This is a genomic window from Mucilaginibacter lappiensis (assembly GCF_050433765.1).
In the GTDB taxonomy this organism is placed as follows: Bacteria; Bacteroidota; Bacteroidia; order Sphingobacteriales; family Sphingobacteriaceae; genus Mucilaginibacter; species Mucilaginibacter lappiensis_A.
In genome coordinates this window covers 1,097,258-1,116,808 of the sequence record NZ_JBNPWP010000002.1, presented here as the reverse complement: position 1 = coordinate 1,116,808, position 19,551 = coordinate 1,097,258, and the positions used below count along the sequence as shown (strand labels likewise).

General features: G+C 40.7%; 17 protein-coding genes. 7 read left to right on the top strand and 10 right to left on the bottom strand.

The features are described 5' to 3' along the window. Nucleotides 1-197: 197 nt before the first annotated feature. From M2273_RS10330 to M2273_RS10320, 3 genes are all read left to right on the top strand, one after another. On the top strand, nucleotides 198-368 hold the full coding sequence (locus M2273_RS10330) for a hypothetical protein (RefSeq protein ID WP_429396325.1): 171 nt from the start codon (nucleotides 198-200) through the stop codon (nucleotides 366-368). Between the two features lie 286 nt (nucleotides 369-654). Beyond that, nucleotides 655-2,025, top strand: a complete 1,371-nt coding sequence (locus tag M2273_RS10325; protein ID WP_429396324.1) for a dipeptidase — start codon at nucleotides 655-657, stop codon at nucleotides 2,023-2,025. Nucleotides 2,026-2,512: 487 nt separating this feature from the next. Next, entirely contained in the window at nucleotides 2,513-2,638 is a 126-nt protein-coding gene (locus M2273_RS10320) for a hypothetical protein (protein ID WP_429396322.1), read from the top strand. 50 nt (nucleotides 2,639-2,688) lie between these two features. Here M2273_RS10320 and M2273_RS10315 read toward each other — a convergent pair whose 3' ends face one another. Further along, nucleotides 2,689-3,744, bottom strand: a complete 1,056-nt coding sequence (locus M2273_RS10315) for a mandelate racemase/muconate lactonizing enzyme family protein (protein WP_429396357.1) — start codon at nucleotides 3,742-3,744, stop codon at nucleotides 2,689-2,691. 362 nt (nucleotides 3,745-4,106) lie between these two features. Here M2273_RS10315 and M2273_RS10310 point away from each other — a divergent pair, with 362 nt between their 5' ends. The 3 genes from M2273_RS10310 (at nucleotide 4,107) to M2273_RS10300 (ending at nucleotide 8,333) form a co-directional block, all read left to right on the top strand. Then, a complete protein-coding gene (locus tag M2273_RS10310; protein ID WP_429396319.1) occupies nucleotides 4,107-4,838 on the top strand; it encodes a DUF4290 domain-containing protein in 732 nt (243 codons plus the stop codon). A 453-nt stretch (nucleotides 4,839-5,291) separates the two neighbouring features. Continuing rightward, nucleotides 5,292-6,599, top strand: coding sequence for a UDP-N-acetylglucosamine 1-carboxyvinyltransferase (gene murA / locus M2273_RS10305; protein WP_429396316.1), 1,308 nt, complete (start codon nucleotides 5,292-5,294; stop codon nucleotides 6,597-6,599). Nucleotides 6,600-6,767: 168 nt separating this feature from the next. Continuing rightward, on the top strand, nucleotides 6,768-8,333 hold the full coding sequence (locus M2273_RS10300; RefSeq protein ID WP_429396313.1) for an ArnT family glycosyltransferase: 1,566 nt from the start codon (nucleotides 6,768-6,770) through the stop codon (nucleotides 8,331-8,333). A gap of 229 nt (nucleotides 8,334-8,562) precedes the next feature. On the opposite strand, the gene M2273_RS10295 is transcribed toward M2273_RS10300, so the two are convergent. The 9 genes from M2273_RS10295 to M2273_RS10255 all read right to left on the bottom strand — a co-directional run bounded on the left by M2273_RS10295 (nucleotide 8,563) and on the right by M2273_RS10255 (nucleotide 18,388). Next, nucleotides 8,563-9,060 carry a hypothetical protein gene (locus M2273_RS10295; protein ID WP_429396310.1) on the bottom strand — a complete coding sequence of 166 codons (498 nt, stop codon included), beginning with the start codon at nucleotides 9,058-9,060 and terminating at the stop codon, nucleotides 8,563-8,565. A gap of 139 nt (nucleotides 9,061-9,199) precedes the next feature. Next, complete coding sequence (locus M2273_RS10290) at nucleotides 9,200-10,558, bottom strand: pyridoxal-phosphate dependent enzyme (protein ID WP_429396307.1); 1,359 nt, start codon at nucleotides 10,556-10,558, stop codon at nucleotides 9,200-9,202. A gap of 270 nt (nucleotides 10,559-10,828) precedes the next feature. Beyond that, on the bottom strand, nucleotides 10,829-11,683 hold the full coding sequence (locus tag M2273_RS10285; RefSeq protein WP_429396304.1) for an AMP nucleosidase: 855 nt from the start codon (nucleotides 11,681-11,683) through the stop codon (nucleotides 10,829-10,831). A gap of 239 nt (nucleotides 11,684-11,922) precedes the next feature. After that, nucleotides 11,923-13,161, bottom strand: coding sequence for an ATP-dependent Clp protease ATP-binding subunit ClpX (clpX, locus tag M2273_RS10280; RefSeq protein WP_429396301.1), 1,239 nt, complete (start codon nucleotides 13,159-13,161; stop codon nucleotides 11,923-11,925). A 273-nt stretch (nucleotides 13,162-13,434) separates the two neighbouring features. Continuing rightward, nucleotides 13,435-14,160, bottom strand: coding sequence for an ATP-dependent Clp protease proteolytic subunit (locus M2273_RS10275; RefSeq protein WP_429396298.1), 726 nt, complete (start codon nucleotides 14,158-14,160; stop codon nucleotides 13,435-13,437). Between the two features lie 304 nt (nucleotides 14,161-14,464). Next, nucleotides 14,465-15,829 (bottom strand): trigger factor, encoded by a 1,365-nt coding sequence (gene tig / locus M2273_RS10270; protein WP_429396295.1) that lies wholly within the window; start codon nucleotides 15,827-15,829, stop codon nucleotides 14,465-14,467. 101 nt (nucleotides 15,830-15,930) lie between these two features. Further along, nucleotides 15,931-16,920, bottom strand: a complete 990-nt coding sequence (locus M2273_RS10265; RefSeq protein ID WP_429396292.1) for a c-type cytochrome — start codon at nucleotides 16,918-16,920, stop codon at nucleotides 15,931-15,933. A gap of 15 nt (nucleotides 16,921-16,935) precedes the next feature. Next, the gene (locus M2273_RS10260) at nucleotides 16,936-17,658 is read right to left on the bottom strand and encodes a head GIN domain-containing protein (protein WP_429396289.1); all 723 of its coding nucleotides are present in this window, start codon (nucleotides 17,656-17,658) and stop codon (nucleotides 16,936-16,938) included. A gap of 118 nt (nucleotides 17,659-17,776) precedes the next feature. Further along, nucleotides 17,777-18,388 (bottom strand): GIN domain-containing protein, encoded by a 612-nt coding sequence (locus M2273_RS10255; RefSeq protein WP_429396286.1) that lies wholly within the window; start codon nucleotides 18,386-18,388, stop codon nucleotides 17,777-17,779. Nucleotides 18,389-18,644: 256 nt separating this feature from the next. On the opposite strand from M2273_RS10255, the gene M2273_RS10250 reads away from it, so the two are divergent. Beyond that, nucleotides 18,645-19,187, top strand: a complete 543-nt coding sequence (locus tag M2273_RS10250; protein ID WP_429396284.1) for an adenylate kinase — start codon at nucleotides 18,645-18,647, stop codon at nucleotides 19,185-19,187. Nucleotides 19,188-19,551: the final 364 nt, after the last annotated feature.

The following is a 19,551-nucleotide window of genomic DNA, read 5'->3' as shown; positions in this document are numbered from 1 at the left end:
ATTTAGGTTCTGCTGATTTTGCTTCTGGCCCAAAAAGAGATTTAGGTTCTGCTGATTTTGCTTCTGGCCCAAAAAGAGACTTAGGTTCTGCTGATGCTGTATCTGGTCCTAAAAGAGATTTAGGTTCTGCTGATTTCGCTGCATAATTATCTGCAACGCAAATCAATAGTCAATAGAAACTTAAAATAAACAACATCATGAAAAAGTTGATCATAGCAATAGCTCTTTTATTAACTACAGGCATCGCCGCCTTTTCATTAAGCAGGAAAGAAAACAGTGATGATACCAAATTGAAAACAGAAAGTACAAATATTTCATCCAAACCGATGCATGACATGCCAAAATCTGATCTGGGTTCGGCTGATTAATTTGCAGCCTATTATAAGGTCATAAAACAGGTTGATGATTTTCAACCTTTATGCAGTATAGCTTGTAATAATTAGTAAGCCCGGCCAGGATAACAGGGTCAGGATGTTCCGGATTATCATACTATATATATAGGTACAATTTTACCCTGATGTTTTATTTTAAAGATCAGCTTAAAATGATACCCTATTAAAAACTTTAGCTTTATGTGGATCATGCTATTAACAGTATGATCTCCTGCTGTCTAAAATCAATAAACATCAATATATTTGCTGCAAATTGATAACTATGCAGCATATAAAACAGTATGTAAACGAAAACAAACAGCGTTTACTTGATGAATTGTTTGAACTTTTGCGTTTCCCTTCGGTTAGCGCCGATCCTAAATACAAACCGGATGTATTAAAAACCGCCGACTACGTAGCACAAAAACTACGCGATGCCGGCGCCGATAATGTTGAAGTTTGCCCAACCGCCGGCTATCCTATTGTTTACGGCGAAAAAATAATTGATGCATCAAAACCAACCGTACTGGTGTATGGCCATTATGATGTACAACCAGCAGATCCGCTGGAGCTCTGGAAAACCCCTCCTTTTGAACCAACCATACGCGATGGTAAAATATATGCCCGTGGCGCCTGTGATGATAAGGGCCAGTTTTATATGCATGTAAAAGCATTTGAGCTGATGATGCAAACCAATACCCTACCCTGCAACATTAAATTTATGATTGAGGGCGAAGAAGAAGTAGGCTCATCAAACCTGGGCATATTTGTAAAACAAAATAAGAACAAACTTAAGGCTGATGTGGTGCTGATATCAGACACCTCGATGATCAGCATGGAGCACCCATCATTGGAAACCGGTTTGCGCGGGTTATCATACCTGGAGGTTGAAGTAACCGGCCCCAACCGCGATCTGCACTCAGGTGTATATGGCGGCGCAGTAGCCAACCCCGCTACTATCCTGGCCAAAATGATAGCCTCCCTGCATGACGAAAATAACCACATCGCTATTCCTGGTTTTTATGACGATGTTATTGAACTCACAGCTGCAGAACGTACCGCGCTTAATAACGCACCTTATAACGAGGAGGAGTACAAAAAAGACCTTGAAGTTGACGAGCTATGGGGCGAAAAGGGTTATACCACCTTTGAGCGTACCGGCACCCGCCCCACCCTTGAAGTAAATGGCATTTGGGGCGGCTACATTGGCGAAGGTGCAAAAACAGTATTGCCTTCCAAAGCACACGCTAAAATATCCATGCGCCTGGTACCCAATCAAACATCTGATAAAATAACCGAACTGTTCACCAAACACTTTTTAAGCATAGCACCGGCTAATGTTAAGATAAAGGTAACTCCGCACCACGGCGGCGAACCGGCTGTAACACCAACCGACAGCATAGCTTACCGCGCGGCACAAAAAGCTATTGCCGAATCTTTCGGCAAAGAGCCAATACCTACCCGCGGTGGCGGCAGTATCCCCATTGTGGCCCTTTTTGAAGCCGAGCTTGGCCTTAAAACCGTATTGATGGGTTTTGGGTTAGACAGCGATGCCCTGCATTCACCAAATGAAAAGTACGACATATTCAACTACTATAAGGGCATTGAAACCATCCCACTGTTCCATAAGCACTTCGCTGCGTTAAGCGAGTGAACGTTTTCAGATTCATGCTAAATAACAAGGCCCTCAGCAGAGGGCCTTTTTTTATGCAAATCTGCCTGCAATAAACCCTAAAAATTACAATAATGTTAATCAAAATGCTATAATATTTTATTTCAAAAATGTTATAATAATATCACCTCGTTGTTTTATATTTACCTATAAATAAGGCAATTAGTTTTTAAATATTACCAAATATGTAAAAGATACACTAAGGTAACTCAACAAAAATAGGACGGCGAATTATTAAAAATCATAGTGAGATAAAATCATCTCCGTAATAAAAAAGTATGATTATCACATAATACTAAGCCACAAGAGTATGAGTACCTATATCATAAAATTAATATTTGGGCGAGCATTCATATATACGAGGGGGGCCCAATTGGTTTCTGATATTTATATGACAATTTTTCTCTTTCCAATTAAAACAAACAAATCGGATTGAAAGTATTATAATATATATTTAAAACAGACTATTATGGAAACCAAGGAAAAAGTAAAAAACGAAACATCTAAAGATGTTCGTGAAGTAAAAGCAACCAAACAAGTAAAAAGTTCAGATGCCAAAGCTCCAAGCCGGTTTAAAAGAAAACCGCTCTTATAGATACACGATACTAAAGCAGGCTGATGAAAAAGACACACCGGCCTGCTTTTTTATACCTTATAATATTCACAATTGGCTAAGAAAGCTTCACTGGCATCAGCACCTATGCCTGGCTCATCGCTGATGTTTAGTTTGTAGCCATCATATGTTACGCCGCCCAGGCATGGGTCCTGCAAATGGCCCAGCATACAGGTGTCCATATCATAAAATTTAATGTTTGGGCTGGCGTATACAAAATGCAGCTTGGCGCTTAAGGCTATACGGCTCTCCAGCATACCGCCCATCATACAGGCAATTCCTTTTGCAGCAGCCTCATCATGTATTTTTTTGGCTTCCAATATTCCGCCCGATTTGGACATTTTTATATTGATATAGTGGCAGGAACCGCTGTTGATCTGTTTACGTGCGTCATGGTGGTTAAAAACGCTTTCATCGGCCATTATTTTTACCGGCGATAGCTGCATAAGCTGTGGCAAGCGATCATCAAACCAGGTACGCATAGGCTGCTCACAAAATTCAATATCATAAGGCCCCAATGCCTGCAGGGCAAAAACGGCTTCGTCAAAATTCCAGCCCTGGTTGGCGTCAATACGGATCTTTAAGTCTTTGCCCACCGCTTCGCGCATTTGTTTAATGCGTGCTACATCTTCAACAGCGTTCTTGCCCAATTTTACTTTCAGGATATTGGCTCCAGACGCTTTAAAATCAAGCGCTTTTAACGCCATGCTATGCGGCCCTGCAATACCAATGGTAATGTCTGATTCTACCTCCCGTTTTTCGCCGCCTAAAAACTGGTATAAAGGCAAGCCTGCATTTTTAGCGGCAATATCAAACAAGGCAATATCAAAAGCGCTTTTTATGGTAGTGTTACCGGCAGTAAAATCATGCAGCTGCTGCATACGGGCAGGGATGTCAAGCGCGTCGTGTCCTTTCCACAACCGGGCAAACTCGCGGGCCATAATTAAACAGGTGTCCTGTGTTTCACCAACTATCATCGGGAAGGCAGAGCATTCGCCAACGCCATAAAAACCGGCATCAGTATGTACCCTTATAAAAACATTCTGGGCATTGTCCATAGTCCCCGTAGCAATGGTAAACGGTTCCATAGGGATACTAAAGCGGTATATATCAATATGAGTAATGATCGCTGATTTGTTTTTCAAGATATGATTTTTTATAGTAACGTTTTATTTGACCTGTTTGTGTTAGTCTAATCCGGAGTTAACTCCGCCAACATCGCTTAACTTTTCTGCCTTCTCTTCGCCTTTGGCGAAACCTCAACACTCGCCGCGCTTGCCCAAGGCCTTTAAATGTAACATTTTGTCTTAATAATTTGCACATCAATACTAATACATTATATTTGCGTTACTACAATACAATAATAATTCAATTTTAGCCGCCTAAGCCCTAACTTTTACAGGGAAAAGTCGCCTGGCTAACTTAAAACTTTCTTAATAATACTAATAACATGGCTCCACAAAACACGCCTGAATTTGATTATAATTCAACCAGGAATAAACTTATCCTGTCAGAATATGGCCGCAACGTACAAAATATGGTAAAATATATTGTCGCGTTGCCTACTAAAGAAGAACGTAACCGCTACGCGCAAGTGGTGATTGACCTGATGGGCTTTTTAAACCCCCACCTGCGCGACGTTGCCGATTTTAAACACAAACTTTGGGATCACCTGCACATCATATCTGATTATAAGATAGATGTTGATTCACCTTATCCCAAACCAACGCCCGAGTCAATACATCTTAAACCCGCGCCGTTAAGATACCCGCACCAGCGTATTAAATACAAGCACTATGGTAAAACCATTGAGCTGATGATCGAGAAAGCAAAAAGCATTGAAGATCCTGACCGCAAGCGCCACATGGTACAAGCGGTAGCCAACTTCATGAAAATGGCCTACGTGCAATGGAACAAAGATTCGGTTACTGACGAAAGCATACTTTCTGATCTTTTTGCCTTATCAGGCGGTACATTAAAACTCGAAGAGAATATCAACCTTAACCGTGTTGAGTTCCGTCCGAATAACTTCCCGAGCCAGAACAACAATAACAATAACCGCGGCCGTACCAATAACCAAAACAATCGTGGCGGTGGCGGCGGTGGTCGTACCAACAACAACCCACGCAACAACAATCAAAACAACCGCAACCGCAATAGCGGCGGTGCCAAGAAATACTAATTCATTGGCATCACCAATTCATTGGTGATTTTATATAAGGAATAGCCCGGTTACCAAGATGGATAACCGGGCTATTTGGTTAAAATAACTGCCCAAAACATCTAAAATTAAAATTTCAAAACACCTCATTGGTCATCAATATTTTAAAACTTTTTAAAGCTAAAAAAGTAGTTAATTCATAAGCATTTCGGTGTAGTTTCAGTCAATTTTGGCATTTTATCATCAATTTTAGTGCATTTAATACGCGTTTTTGATAGCAGTTTTTGCAAAAAACTGAACTTTAAAAAGTTTTATCTGTCAATGCCCAAACGAGACAATCACTTGTTGAGCTAATGACCAATCAGCATTAAAGAATGTGCATTTATTTTATAATCTTTGCCGGTAATTAGCATACATTAAACCATGTTTACTGTATATATCAATTGAATCATGATCAATCAATTATAAACTCCTATGAATAACGCATTTGTGATAAACGGCGGGAAACCGCTAAAGGGCGAGATAACTCCGCAGGGAGCAAAAAATGAGGCATTACAGGTAATTTCGGCGGTATTATTAACCGATCAGAAAGTTACCATCAGCAATATACCTGATATAAAGGATGTAAATAAATTGATAGAGCTACTGGGCGATATGGGCGTTATTGTGGAGAAAACCGCGGACGATACCTATACCTTTATAGCTAAAGATATCGATCAGAATTTTTTCCAGTCTGAAACTTTTAAATCAAAAGGCGGCGGCCTGCGCGGATCGATCATGATCGTGGGCCCGCTGCTGGCCCGCTTCGGCAAAGCATCGATACCTAAACCAGGTGGCGATAAAATTGGCCGCAGGCGTTTGGATACCCATTTCCTGGGTTTCGAAAAACTGGGCGCCCAGTTTAACTACAACCCCGCCGATGGCTTTTTTAATGTCGACGCATCGAACCTGCAAGGTACCTATATCCTGCTTGATGAGGCATCGGTAACCGGTACGGCCAATATTGTGATGACGGCCGTGCTATCAAAAGGCACAACCACTATTTACAATGCCGCCTGCGAGCCTTATTTGCAGCAGCTGTGTAAAATGCTTAACCGTATGGGCGCAAAAATAAGCGGTATAGGTTCAAATCTGTTAACTATTGAAGGGGTAACAACACTTGGTGGGACCGAGCACCGTTTACTGCCAGATATGATCGAGATCGGCTCGTTCATTGGCCTCGCTGCCATGACTGGGTCCGAGATCACTATTAAGGATGTAAAATACCCTGAACTGGGCATGATACCCGATGTATTTAAACGCCTGGGCATAAAACTGGAACTACGTGGCGATGATATTTATATACCCGCGCAAGACCATTACGAAATAGAAACTTTTATTGATGGCTCTATCATGACCATTGCCGATGCTCCCTGGCCTGGTTTTACCCCCGATTTGCTGAGCATTGTACTGGTAGTGGCCATACAGGCAAAAGGATCGGTGCTTATCCATCAAAAAATGTTCGAGAGCCGTTTGTTCTTTGTGGATAAACTGTTGGATATGGGTGCCCAGATCATTCTTTGCGATCCGCACCGTGCTACCGTTATCGGGCTTGATAAACAGGTGCAGCTGCGCGGTATCTCCATGACATCGCCTGATATCCGCGCCGGGGTATCTTTATTGATTGCTGCATTATCGGCACAAGGTCAATCAACCATTTATAATATCGAACAAATTGAGCGTGGCTATCAGCATATTGACACCCGCCTTAAAGCGCTTGGCGCCGATATTACAAGAATTTAATTTGAGGTGAAAGGCAAAGGGCGAAAGGCAGCTACAACAGTGTATCAAAATAAAACCTTTTGCTTTTTGCCTTTAACCTTTCGCCCTTTGCGCTTTCTCAATATTTTTTTTAGCTTTAGGCTTTCTGCATTTAGCTTTTAGCTTAATTATAAAACCTATTTCTAAACAATGCCATACAAAAACCGAAGGTCTACCTATGCTTACTTCATCCTGATTTTTGTATTTTTAAAAGTTGTCCTTAATTTATTCGCCATAAGCCATTTCGGTTTTCACCGGGATGAGTTCCTGCACCTGGTTCTGGCCGATCATCTTGACTTGGGATACAAAGAAGTACCTCCATTTATCGCGTTGCTGGCTAAAATATCCATTACGCTATTCGGCGATTCGGTTTTTGCGGCACGTATTTTCCCAACCATCTTTAGCGGATTGATCATCTGGTTTACAGGGTTAATAGTCATTGAGTTTGGTGGTCGTAAATTTGCCATAACACTGGCCTGCCTGGCGCTTATATTTTCGCCGGCATTCGCGGCAAGCGGTTACCTTTTTCAACCTGTAGTGTTCGACCAGTTTTGGTGGGTTATAACTGTTTGGCTGCTCATTAAATACCTCAATACAACCGATGTTAAGTACTTGTACTGGCTTGGCCTGGCGGTTGGTTTGGGGATGCTTACCAAATACACTATGGCATTTTTTACGTTTGCAATGATAATTGGCATACTCATCAGCAAACAACGTAAACTACTGTTTAACAAGCATATTTTAGGGGCAGCGGTTGTAGCTTTTTTGATATGTTTACCCAACCTGATCTGGCAAATTCAACACCATTGGCCGTTAATAAGCCATATGAAAGCCCTGCGCCAGGAGCAACTGAATTATATTACTACTTCTGAGTTTATAGAACAACAGCTCCTGGTACATGGCGTGGCCTTATTTGTATGGTTCACTGGTTTCCTGTTCCTGATTTTTTCGTTCAGGCTGCGTAATTTTCAGTTCCTGGCTATTGCTTATGTGTTGATATTCATTTTTTTGCTGAAGATGGATGGCAAAAACTATTATCTCTTCGGGGCCTACCCTATGCTGTTTGCCGCAGGTGGTTTTGGCTTTGAGCGGTTGCTAAAAGCAAAGGGATACACCTTGCGTACACTTGCCATTTTACTGTTTGTGCTGCCTAACCTCATTTTATTCCCGATGGTGTTACCCGTTTTATCATTGGAGCAAACGCTGGGGTTTTTCCGTTTTACTAATAAAAATGTCCCCGTATTAAAATTCATAACCACCTGGGAAGATCAAAAGCAACATTCCCTGACACAGGATTACGCAGACATGTTTGGTTGGGACGAACTGGCCAAAAAAGTAGGCGAAGCTTATAATAAGCTTACGCCAGAACAGCAAAAGCAAACCATCATTTATGCCGATAATTATGGCGAAGCCGGTGCCCTGCACCATTACCGTAAAAAGTTTAATTATCCTGATGTGGCATCGCTTAATAGCAGTTTTGCTTTGTGGGCGCCAGATAGTCTTAATTGCAAATACATGATATATGTAGATGACAATGGCGGCCAGAACATTAGAGAGTTTGTAGCCGGAAAAATGATAGGCTCCTTTAAAAAGTTAGGCGAAGTGGAATACCACCTTGCCCGTGAAAAAGGCACAGGCATATACCTCATTACCGACATTAAGGCCCCGCTACAGGAAAGGTATACGAAGGAACTGGCGAGGAAGAGACTGGAGTGATTTTTGGAGGTAAAAGGATAAAGGTTAAGGGCGAAAAGGTATTACCTTGTGTTTCTCATTTCATTGCCGTCCCCGCCTATTCAAGCGTCTTTCGCTTGAATACTGCCCTTAATTAAGCGTCCACGCTTAATTAAAAGATCTTTGACGTAAGCGTGGACGCTTACTTTTATATAAATTCAAGCGGAGGACGCTTGAATTGGCGGGTTTTATTCCTCCTATTAATTTATAATCAAAACGGATTAATGCCCCTTTGAAGATAGCTAATTCTGGCGTTTACAAATGACGACAAGCTGGCTTCTAAATTTGTCAACCTTGAATAACTGGGGTCAAGGTTAATATCTAAATCAGCCTGGTATACCATAGGGTCACTTACCCCTTCATCCAAATACACGAATAAAAAAGCCTCACTCCTATGTACATCTATTACAAAAAATGGACATGTAATACTGAAATTATAACGAACTAACCGATCTCTTGTATCGTCCTGCATTTCTTCCTGAGTGTCATTCAGACCATAATCCAAAACATAGCAATCCTGGCCTGCCAGGAACAAAAGCTCCCTCAAAGAAGCAGGGAATTGATTGCCGTTGTTATAAGTAACTTCTAAATTAACAATCTCGTCAATCGTTAGGGGTTTAAGAACAAAAGAATAATTACCTGCCATCTCACCTATTGTTGGCTTAATTACAGGGTAATTATTTAGTACAGTTTGATATTTTATTTCCATAAATCATTTATGTTTAGTAATTCTTTAACATTTCCCCGCCTATTCAAGCGTCCTCAGTTTGAACTGGCGATAAACAAAAAGGTGCCATGCACAAGCACAGCACCTTTTACCTTTATCCTTTCGCCTTTAACCTAAAAGATTAAGCTGATATAGCGTTTATAATATCATACTGGGTAATAATCTCAATTTTACCCTCATCCTCAACCAGCACGGCTATATTTTCCTTGTTGATCAGGCTCGAAATTCTGTCGATTGAGGTATTGAGGTCAACAAACGGGAACGGCGCGGTGGTTATATTTTTAATAGGCTGCGATTTGATGGATGGGTTCTCTAACAGCGAATTAAGGATATCACTCTCGGTGATCTTGCCTATCACCATACCTTTTTGGGTAACCGGCAATTGTGATATATTGAGCGATTTAATGGTATTGATAGCTTCCAGCACACTTTTTTCGCAATCAATGGTGATGATTTCCTGGTAATCTTTTTTGCTGATGATATCACCGGCGGTAAGTTTGCCATCTTTTAAAAATCCACGGTCGCGCAGCCAGTCGTCATTATACATTTTACCCAGGTAGCGTGTACCATGATCAGGAAATATGATCACCACCACATCGCCTTCTTTAAAGCGGTCCTTCATTTGCAAAGTACCCGCAACGGCCGACCCTGTAGAGTTACCTGCAAAGATGCCTTCTTTACGGGCAATTTCGCGGGTCATTAAAGCGGCATCCTTATCAGTTACTTTTTCAAAGTGGTTAATCAGGCTAAAATCAACGTTTTGCGGTAAAAAGTCTTCGCCGATACCTTCAGTAATATATGGATAGATCTCATTTTTATCCATAATACCAGTTTCCTTGTATTTTTTAAACACCGAACCATAAGTATCAATACCCAATACCTGTATGGCGGGGTTCTTTTCTTTGAGGTAACGTGCCGTGCCGGATATGGTACCGCCCGTGCCTACCCCTACTACCAGGTGGGTGATCTTACCTTCGGTTTGCTCCCAAATTTCGGGACCGGTTTGCTCATAGTGCGCCTCTGAGTTTGATAAATTATCGTACTGGTTAGGTTTCCATGAGTTAGGCACTTCGCGTTCCAAACGCGAAGAAACAGAGTAGTATGAACGCGGATCTTCGGGCTCTACATTGGTAGGGCACACGATCACCTCGGCGCCAAAGGCACGCAGGGCATCAAATTTTTCTTTCGATTGTTTATCGGTACTGGTAAAAATACATTTGTAACCCTTAATAACAGCTGCAATAGCCAGGCCCATACCTGTATTACCCGATGTTCCTTCAATAATAGTACCTCCGGGTTTTAGTTTACCACTTTTTTCGGCATCCTCAATCATTTTAAGGGCCATACGGTCTTTGATGGAGTTACCAGGATTGGTGGTTTCTATCTTAGCCAAGACCGTAGCAGGAATGTCTTTTGTAACCTTGTTCAATTTAACCAGCGGCGTATTGCCAATGGTTTCTAATATATTATTATACCACATAATTTAAATATCTACTAACCCGGTATACATAGCCGAATAACACCTCAAAATTAACTTTCTTAAGTGATATATTATCAAAATAAGTTGGATTGGGTTAATTAAGTTGGATCTGGTTCATTGGTTTGATTTATTCATGGGCCTGAATTATTTTTTGTCTGAACCGGGATTAAGCAGATTTATTAGATTTATCAGATTTTTGGATTTTGATTTGCATAAAAATCGTGGTTAATCCATTAATCTGCTTAATCCCGGTTCAGACCAATGACCCAATTAAAACTTAAGGTGTTTAACCGTTAAGCCATTATTGATCAGTTGTTTTAATGATTCGATACCGATATGCAGGTGTGTTTCTACATACTGCTCGGTTACAGTAGAATCACTTTCGGCGGTTTTAACACCTTCGGGGATCATTGGCTGATCAGATACTAACAGCAGCGCGCCGGTAGGTATTTTATTGGCAAACCCGGTTGTAAAAATGGTGGCAGTCTCCATATCTACGGCCATGGCACGCAAATCTTTAAGGTATTTTTTAAATGCTTTATCGTGCTCCCAAACGCGGCGGTTGGTGGTATAACAGGTCCCTGTCCAGTAATCGCGCGAGTAATCACGTATGGTGGTTGATATGGCCTTTTGTAAAGCAAATGAAGGCAATGCGGGCACTTCGGGCGGTAAATAATCATTTGATGTACCTTCGCCCCTTATAGCGGCTATAGGTAGTATCAGGTCGCCTACATTATTCTTCTTTTTAAGACCGCCGCATTTACCCAAAAAAATCACCGCTTTGGGGTGTATGGCGGTAAGCAGATCCATCACGGTAGCCGCTACCGAACTACCCATACCAAAGTTTATAATAGTGATACCATTGGCCGTTACGCTCTGCATTGGCTTTTCGATACCCATAATTGGAGCGTCATCATTCCATTGCGAAAACAGTTGTATATATTTCGAAAAGTTGGTAAGTATAATATATTCGCCAAAGGCTTCAAGCGGTCGGCCGGTGTAACGCGGCAACCAGTTGGCCACAATGGCCTCCTTGGTTTTAAGTCCCGATTTTACCGGCGAATAAACTTCTTTTACTACCTGGGCATTGGTAGGATCTTTTTTAACATTCAGTTCTTCGTTCATATTTTTTTTTACTTTAGTGGTTTTTAGTATCGAATATTTAGTATCAAGTAGTTAGTATCAAGTATCAAGACTTTATACCTTCGAATATCAAAACGATATTCTATCTTGATACTTGATACTAACTACTTGATACCGGCTACCTGATACTTAATAAAAACCTGTTTATACAACAAACCCCGGTGTTGCACCAGGGTCTGCATTTATTATAATAAAGATAGCTGTTTAACTATATCAAATTGTTACGCTACTTTTAATTTTTTCAGATCCGATTTTTCAAATTTCTCATGGGCATAATCTAATGTAACCTGCAGGCGTTTCACATCTTTTTTAGATGGGAACTCAAACATGGCATCTATCATTATAGCCTCACATATGGAGCGTAAACCCCTTGCGCCCAGTTTAAATTCCATTGCTTTATCCACAATAAACTCCAGCACTTCATCATCAAACTCCAGCTTTACACCTTCGTACTCAAACAGTTTTTTATACTGCTTTAATAAGGAGTTTTTAGGCTCGGTTAAAATGTTGCGTAAAGCCTCCCTGTCAAGCGGGTTCAAATACGTAAGTACCGGTAAGCGACCAATCAATTCAGGTATCAGCCCAAATGATTTCAGATCCTGCGGGGTAATGTATTTGTACAGGTTTTTCATGTCCACCTCACCATCATCACGCTTCATTTTATAACCAACAGTTTGTGTACGCAGGCGGTTGGCTATTTTACGGTCGATACCGTCAAAAGCACCACCACATATAAACAATATATTGCTGGTATTTACGGTGATCATTTTTTGATCAGGGTGCTTGCGGCCTCCCTGTGGTGGTACGTTAACCATGGTACCTTCCAGTATTTTTAATAAAGCCTGCTGTACACCTTCGCCCGATACATCACGGGTGATGGACGCATTATCACTTTTGCGGGCAATTTTATCAACTTCATCAATATAAACAATGCCTTTTTCGGCCAGTGTTACATCATAATCGGCCGATTGCAGCAAGCGGGTAAGTATGCTTTCTACATCCTCCCCTACATAACCTGCTTCGGTTAGTACAGTAGCATCACAAATACAGAAAGGAACATTCAGTATTTTGGCCATGGTTTTTGCAAGTAAGGTTTTACCTGTACCTGTTTCGCCTACCATAATAATGTTTGATTTCTCAATCTCTACCTCATCCTTATCAATACGCTGGTTTAAGCGTTTATAATGATTGTATACCGCTACAGAAAGTATTTTCTTGGCATCATCCTGACCTATAACATACTGATCCAGGTGACCTTTAATTTCGGCCGGTTTAAGCAAAGCCGGCGCCGAAGGCGAGGCTTTTACTTTACGCACCTTTAACTCCTCAGCCAATATCTCATTAGCCTGGTTAACGCATTTGTCACAAATGTGAGCGTCAAGCCCAGCAATCAACATCAGGGAATCCTGTTTGCCGGCGCCACAAAATGAACACCTGATTTCCTTACTGCTTTTATTCATCTGATTTGTTTGTAACTCAAAATTAACTAATTGGTAGCATAAAAAAAAGTTCTAAGTTATAAGTAGTGCGTATTGAGCTTAAAGTTGGCAAATAACGCCCTACCAGACTTGTTTCAGCACCTTATTTGCAAGGCAAACGTGTTGAGCAACTCCGATATTGCATGTGGGATCCCGAAATAAATTGGGGATAGCCACTTTTTTATTCTTAAGAGCTCAACGTCTTTCGATTCAGAACTCAAAACTCACTACTTATAACTTATTACTTCCTATTGTTTATTTCTTTCCTTTACTGCCTTTTAAAATCTCGTCAACCATACCAAATTCTTTGGCTTCGTCGGCAATCATCCAGTAGTCACGGTCTGATGCGTCCCAAACTTTTTCAAATGAAGCACCGCTATGATCAGCAATGATCTGGTATAATTCTTTTTTCAGTTTAGTGATCTCATGGTAAGAGATCTCAATGTCTGACTGCTGGCCCTGTGCACCGCCCGATGGCTGATGGATCATTACCCTTGCATGTGGTAATATAGCTCTTTTACCTTCGGTACCGGCACATAATAATACAGCTGCCATTGAGGCCGCCATACCAGTACAAATGGTAGCTACATCATTTGATATAAATTGCATGGTATCATAAATACCTAAACCCGCGTAAACAGATCCGCCTGGTGAATTGATATAGATCTGAATATCGCGTTTACTATCAGCCGACTGCAAGAACAGCAATTGAGCCTGGATAATGTTTGCAATGTTTTCATAAATGGCATCGCCCAGGAAAATGATACGGTCCATCATCAGGCGCGAAAACACGTCCATCTGGGCCACGTTCAACTGACGTTCCTCGATAATATAAGGCGTCATGCCGGTTGGGTTGTATATACCTGTTGGCATACGGCTGCTGTCAACACTGGCTATAAATTTATCTACGTGAAGGCTGTTAATACGGTGATGCTTAACAGCGTAATTTCTGAATTCGTTCTTATCGATGTTACTACTCATGGTTTTTGTTATATTATTTTTTAGGATGCAAGATTTACTTGCGATAAATATAGTTTTTAGTTGAATACAATTTTAAACAGATAGTGTGTATAAAGTAAAAATTATTTTGAGAGCCTCACCCAACCCTCTCCAAAGGAGAGGGCTTTGAAAAACTCTACTGGTGAATTTGCTGTGCAGCAATATTTTCAAGTCTCCTCCTTTGGAGGAGACTTAGAGGAGGCTTTTATACAACAAAAGCAACCTTGTGAGTTGCTTTTGGTAAAATTATGTAGTACTTCTCAAAGTCTCCCCTATTGGGGGAGATTTAGAGGGGGCTATTTTCCGAAACCAATTTATTAAAATCAGTAAACAGGATATCTTTTTTATCAAGGGTTATTACACCTTTAATAAAATCAAACACCCTTAATGCTTTTACTTCTTCAAATATCTTGTTAGCATTCTCTTTATTTTGCAGGTATTGTACGGTGTATTGACCTAATTGCTCATCAGGAATAGGCTGTGGGCTATACATCCTGAATTGCTGATCTAAACGAACCTTAGCTAATTCAAAAACTTCCTCGTATTTAATTTCGATGCTGTTTTCACGGATAATTTTGTTTTCGATCAAAGTCCATTTAAGGTTTTGAGCAAAATCATTATAGCCGCCTTCCAGCTCTTCTTCGGTAAGTTTTTCGTTAGTGGCTTTTAACCAGCGTTTTAAAAACTCATCAGGTAAATTAAATTCAACTTTGGCAATGCTTAGTTTATAAATGTCATCCTGCAATTTGCGGTCTGCATCCTGAACCATCATGGCTTCCAGCTCTTCGGTAATTTTAGCTGTGAATTCTGCTTCGGTAGTTACTGTACCTTCACCAAATAATTTGTCAAAGAACTCCTGGTTTAAATCACTTTCTTCTAAACGGTTAACGTTTTTAACAGTTAACTGAAAGTTTGATTTTAAATCAGCTGCTTCATCTTCTTCAATTTTTAATAAGCCTGCAACCTTAGCCGCGTCGTTATCAAAAGCTTTTTGAATATCAAGCGTTAATACATCACCTTTTTTTAAACCGATCAATGAAGTTTTGATGGCTTCATCCTTGATCTGATCTAACCTAACCGATGCGGTATTGGTAATGCCATCCTCAAAAACAGAACCATCAGGAGAAAGTTGAACTAATTCTGCGTAAAGTACGTCATCATCTGCCGATACGTCAGGATTTGTCATTTTGCCATAGCTACGGCGAATATTTTTGATACGTGAAGCAAGGGTTTCTTCGTCAACCTTGATCACATACTGGGTTACTTCATCTTTTGATGAAAAATCAATGCTGAACTCAGGCGCTAAACCCAGCTCATAGTTGAATTCAAAATTGTCGTTAAAATCCCAGTTGTATTGTTTTTCGTCGTCAATTTTTGGTAAAGGCTGACCCAATACTTCCAGCTTTTGCTCGTCGATGTATTTATTTAAAGTATCTGATAACAAGTTATTGATCTCATCAACCAAAATACTTTTACCGTACATTCTTTTTATATGCGATGCCGGCACCATTCCGGGACGAAAACCTGGCAGTTTAGCTTTTTTAGCGTTTTCTTTTATGGCTTTGTCAACACGTGGCTGGTAATCTTCAGGGTCAATGTTGATCTTAACAACTGCATTCAGGGCGTCTACTTTTTCCTGTGTAATATTCATCTTTTTACCGGGTAATTTAATTTAATCCTTTGAAAAGTAGCCATAAAGTTAATTTAGGCTATACAAATTTCGAGGCGCAAAAGTATGAATTTATTTTGAATTTAATCACGTGTTTCGGCAGGAGTAAATTTAACAACCTGATTTTTTACAGGCTTTATTGTTTTAATATAAGCGTAAATGGCTTCCAGGTCACCGGTCTTCATTTCACCATATCTGTACCAGGGCATTATAGACTGATATTGACCAGGGCCAACATCAACCGGCTTTTTAGTGCTATCAGCATACCGTTTAAATTCTGATACAAATTGTTCTTTAGTCCAGTTACCTAAACCTGTTGCCTTATCGGCGGTTATATTGGCCGACCGTACAACTCCTGCACCCGGCACTTTAAAATCACGACCACCAGCATATTCCAAACCCGCAATTATTTTACCCTGATTAACCTGGCTATGGCAATCTTTGCAAGCTGCAATAGTTACCAGGTATTCACCATATTTTAGGGTATCTTTTTCGTCGGGCACGGTCCCAAGAGTTGCTTTTTGCGGCATGGTATGCACCAGGATGTTTAACGGAAAATCAAGCTTACGCTCAGGATAATTCGATTCAATGGGTTTAACCGTACGTAAATAAGCTATGACCGAGTAAACATCTTCACGGCTCATTTTTGAATAGGACTCCCAGGGCATTAACGGAAATATAGCCGAACCATCTTTTTTAACCCCAGCGGTAATAGCTCTGAAGAGTTCGCCATCTGTCCAGTTTTTTAAATGATAGGGCGTAATATTAGGTACATCCACATCACCGGGGAAACCTACGTTAGCATCAAATTTTTCGCCTCCCGCCCCTAATGAGCCAGCTTTCATGGGGCCGGCAAACTTGCTCCAGTCGCGGGTGGAGTGGCAATCCATACATAAGGTTATATTATTGGCCAGGTATTTACCGCGCTCAATGCGCTGCGGGGTAGCCTCTACTTTAATATCTTCGGCTTTACCTACATTAGGCAAAGCCAGCGTGATATATGATATGCCGGCTAATACAATTAAAACCACAACTATAACAGTATAGGCTGTATACTTTAAAAACTTTTTCATAATAAGGAGGGCAGGTTAATCAACTTTTTGAATTTTTGATGCACCCGCTTTATCACTGTTCACGGTTGAGGGCGAGCCTTTGTATTGAATTTCGGCTGCACCATGTGAACGTACATTTAAGGTTTTTAAAACATTGATTTTGCAGTTGCTTACGCCCGATGTATTAACCGTATAATCGCCAACAACAAAATCAAAAGCATTTACTTTGGCTACACCGCTTGATTCAATCCTGTGCGATGCCGCCTGCCCTTTTAAATTCAATTCGCTTACCCCACTGCCTTTTGTAACCACATTGGCTGCGTTTAAATCAAGGTTAACCCTGGTGGCACCAGACAGATGAATATTCAGATCGCCGGTAACTATTTTACCTGTCGACGAAACTTCTACCGCTCCTGACGATTTAATTTCACTCAGGTTATGTACCCCTATATTTATTACAACGCTATCCACATCGCACATGTTTTTTTTCGATTTTATAAACAGTCTGTCGCCTTCAACTGATGTAGAAACATATTTGAGCAGGTTATCATCGCCGGTTATACTAATTGATAAGGAACTGTCCTGTTTTAAGTGAATTTTAAACGCGCCCGATATGTCAATCTTTTTAAAATCATTTGCTTTACGTTGTTCTGTTGCTAATTTTCCTGATCCATGTACGCAGGCAAAATTGCATGATGAGAGTATACTTAGCGATGCACATGCGATTACTACCGCTATGGCTAAACTGGCTTTTTTCATAGTATTTTTTATTTGAGATAGTGTTTGTTAGTTTGATTTACATCAAAAATAAAAAAAGCTACCACAATGTATGATAGCTCTTAGAATATATGATGAACTTTTGCAAAAGTTGAAGAAATTAAAGGCCGGCTAACTCGTTAGTGATCACTTTTTTTGGAGCTGTACCATTGTTAAGTGTATCAGTATAGGTAGTGGCAGTAAAGTTGTTATTGTTTACACTTGTTGCAACTGTGTGGTTTAAGTTATACAAAGTTGTAGAACCTGTTAAATCAATTTTAGCACGATCATTTACGTTAACATTAGCGTTATAGGTATCTAAATTTAAATTAGCAGTCGCGGTGTTATGCAGGTTAACTTCCAGATCAATGGCAGAAAGTTTGCCGAATGATTTTACCTGGGCGTTATCATATGCGCTTATAGCACGCAGATCATTAGCTGTTACCCAAACCACTAATTTTTCGGCTTTGTATGATGAAATGCGCAATACGCCGTTTTGACTTTGAACCAATGCGCTTTCGGCATAGTAACGGTTGTAAACTTTCACCTGGTCGGCTGTGCCGGCAGACACATACAGTTCCACATTGCCGCGGATCTCGATCTTGCTGATCTTGCTAACGTCAGTTAAAACTGTTGCTGCATTGTTATTGTTATTTGTTGATGCATAAGTTGAGCTTGCTATTCCACCTACTAAAACTAACATAGTGATGATGGTAAATAATTTTGTTTTCATGTTTATTAATATTTTGATTGTCAATTAATTGTATTCCCTATTTTTTAAATACACAGATATGACGCCCCCATTTTTAAAACGTTACAGCCATTTTGGGTAAATTAGATGTACGGCACTATTTTATCGGCGAACGGGGTGTTTGCATCGGTGAAAGGCGCAGATATTTTTTTGTATTTTTAGAAAGACTGATGATTTTTAAGTTCAAAACAGGTTTCTTCTATAACTTTGACTTGCTTTTAATCTACTTTAATATTATATGAAGATCCATATCATGGGTGCCTCCTGCGCCGGCTCAACCACTTTAGGCACTGCATTAGCCAAACAACTTGGATATCCTTTATTTGATAGCGATGAATATTTCTGGGAAAAATCTGCTACTCCATTTACCGTTAGGCGTAATCCCGAATTAAGGAATGAAATGTTAACGCGTGACACTACCGGTCATGATCATTGGATACTGAGTGGGTCGATGGTGAGCTGGGGGCAGGTATGGCTGGAGATGTTTGACCTGGTGGTATTTTTATATGTGCCGCACCACATCAGGATGCAGCGACTGCAAAACCGTGAACTGCAACGCTACGGCGACCAAATTTTTAATGATCCTGAACGAGCTGAAATGTACCGGACCTTCAGGCAATGGGCATCGGGCTATGATGATAATACCACCAACGGCCGCACCCTGCAGGTTCACGAAACCTGGTTAAACCAACTAAGTTGTCCCGTTTTGGAGATTAAAGGTGATACAACCGTGGAAGAACGGACGGGGATGGTTTTAGAGAGAATGAAGGTGTTGGGTTGAAATGGGATTTGACCAAAAAAGGGGTGTCATGCTGAGCTTGTCGAAGCATGGTGTATAGGGCCTCTGCGCACGAGTCTTCGACAAGCTGACTGACAGGCTTATTTTTATTTTAAAGCCCCTCTCCTTTGGAGAGTAATAGCCCATCATATGACAGAAGGGTAGCCCACTACGGGGCACACCAAATTTTTACAATTATTTTCTACAAATATGTAGTCCCTACGGGACATGAAATACAGCCACATTTGCAGCTTAAATTGTTGCTCTATGTCCCGTAGGGACTACATATTTGTAGAAATAAAGCCAAAAGGTTTTTTGCCCCGTTAGGGGCTACACCTTTTGAATTAGTATAGATGCTGTCTTTTCA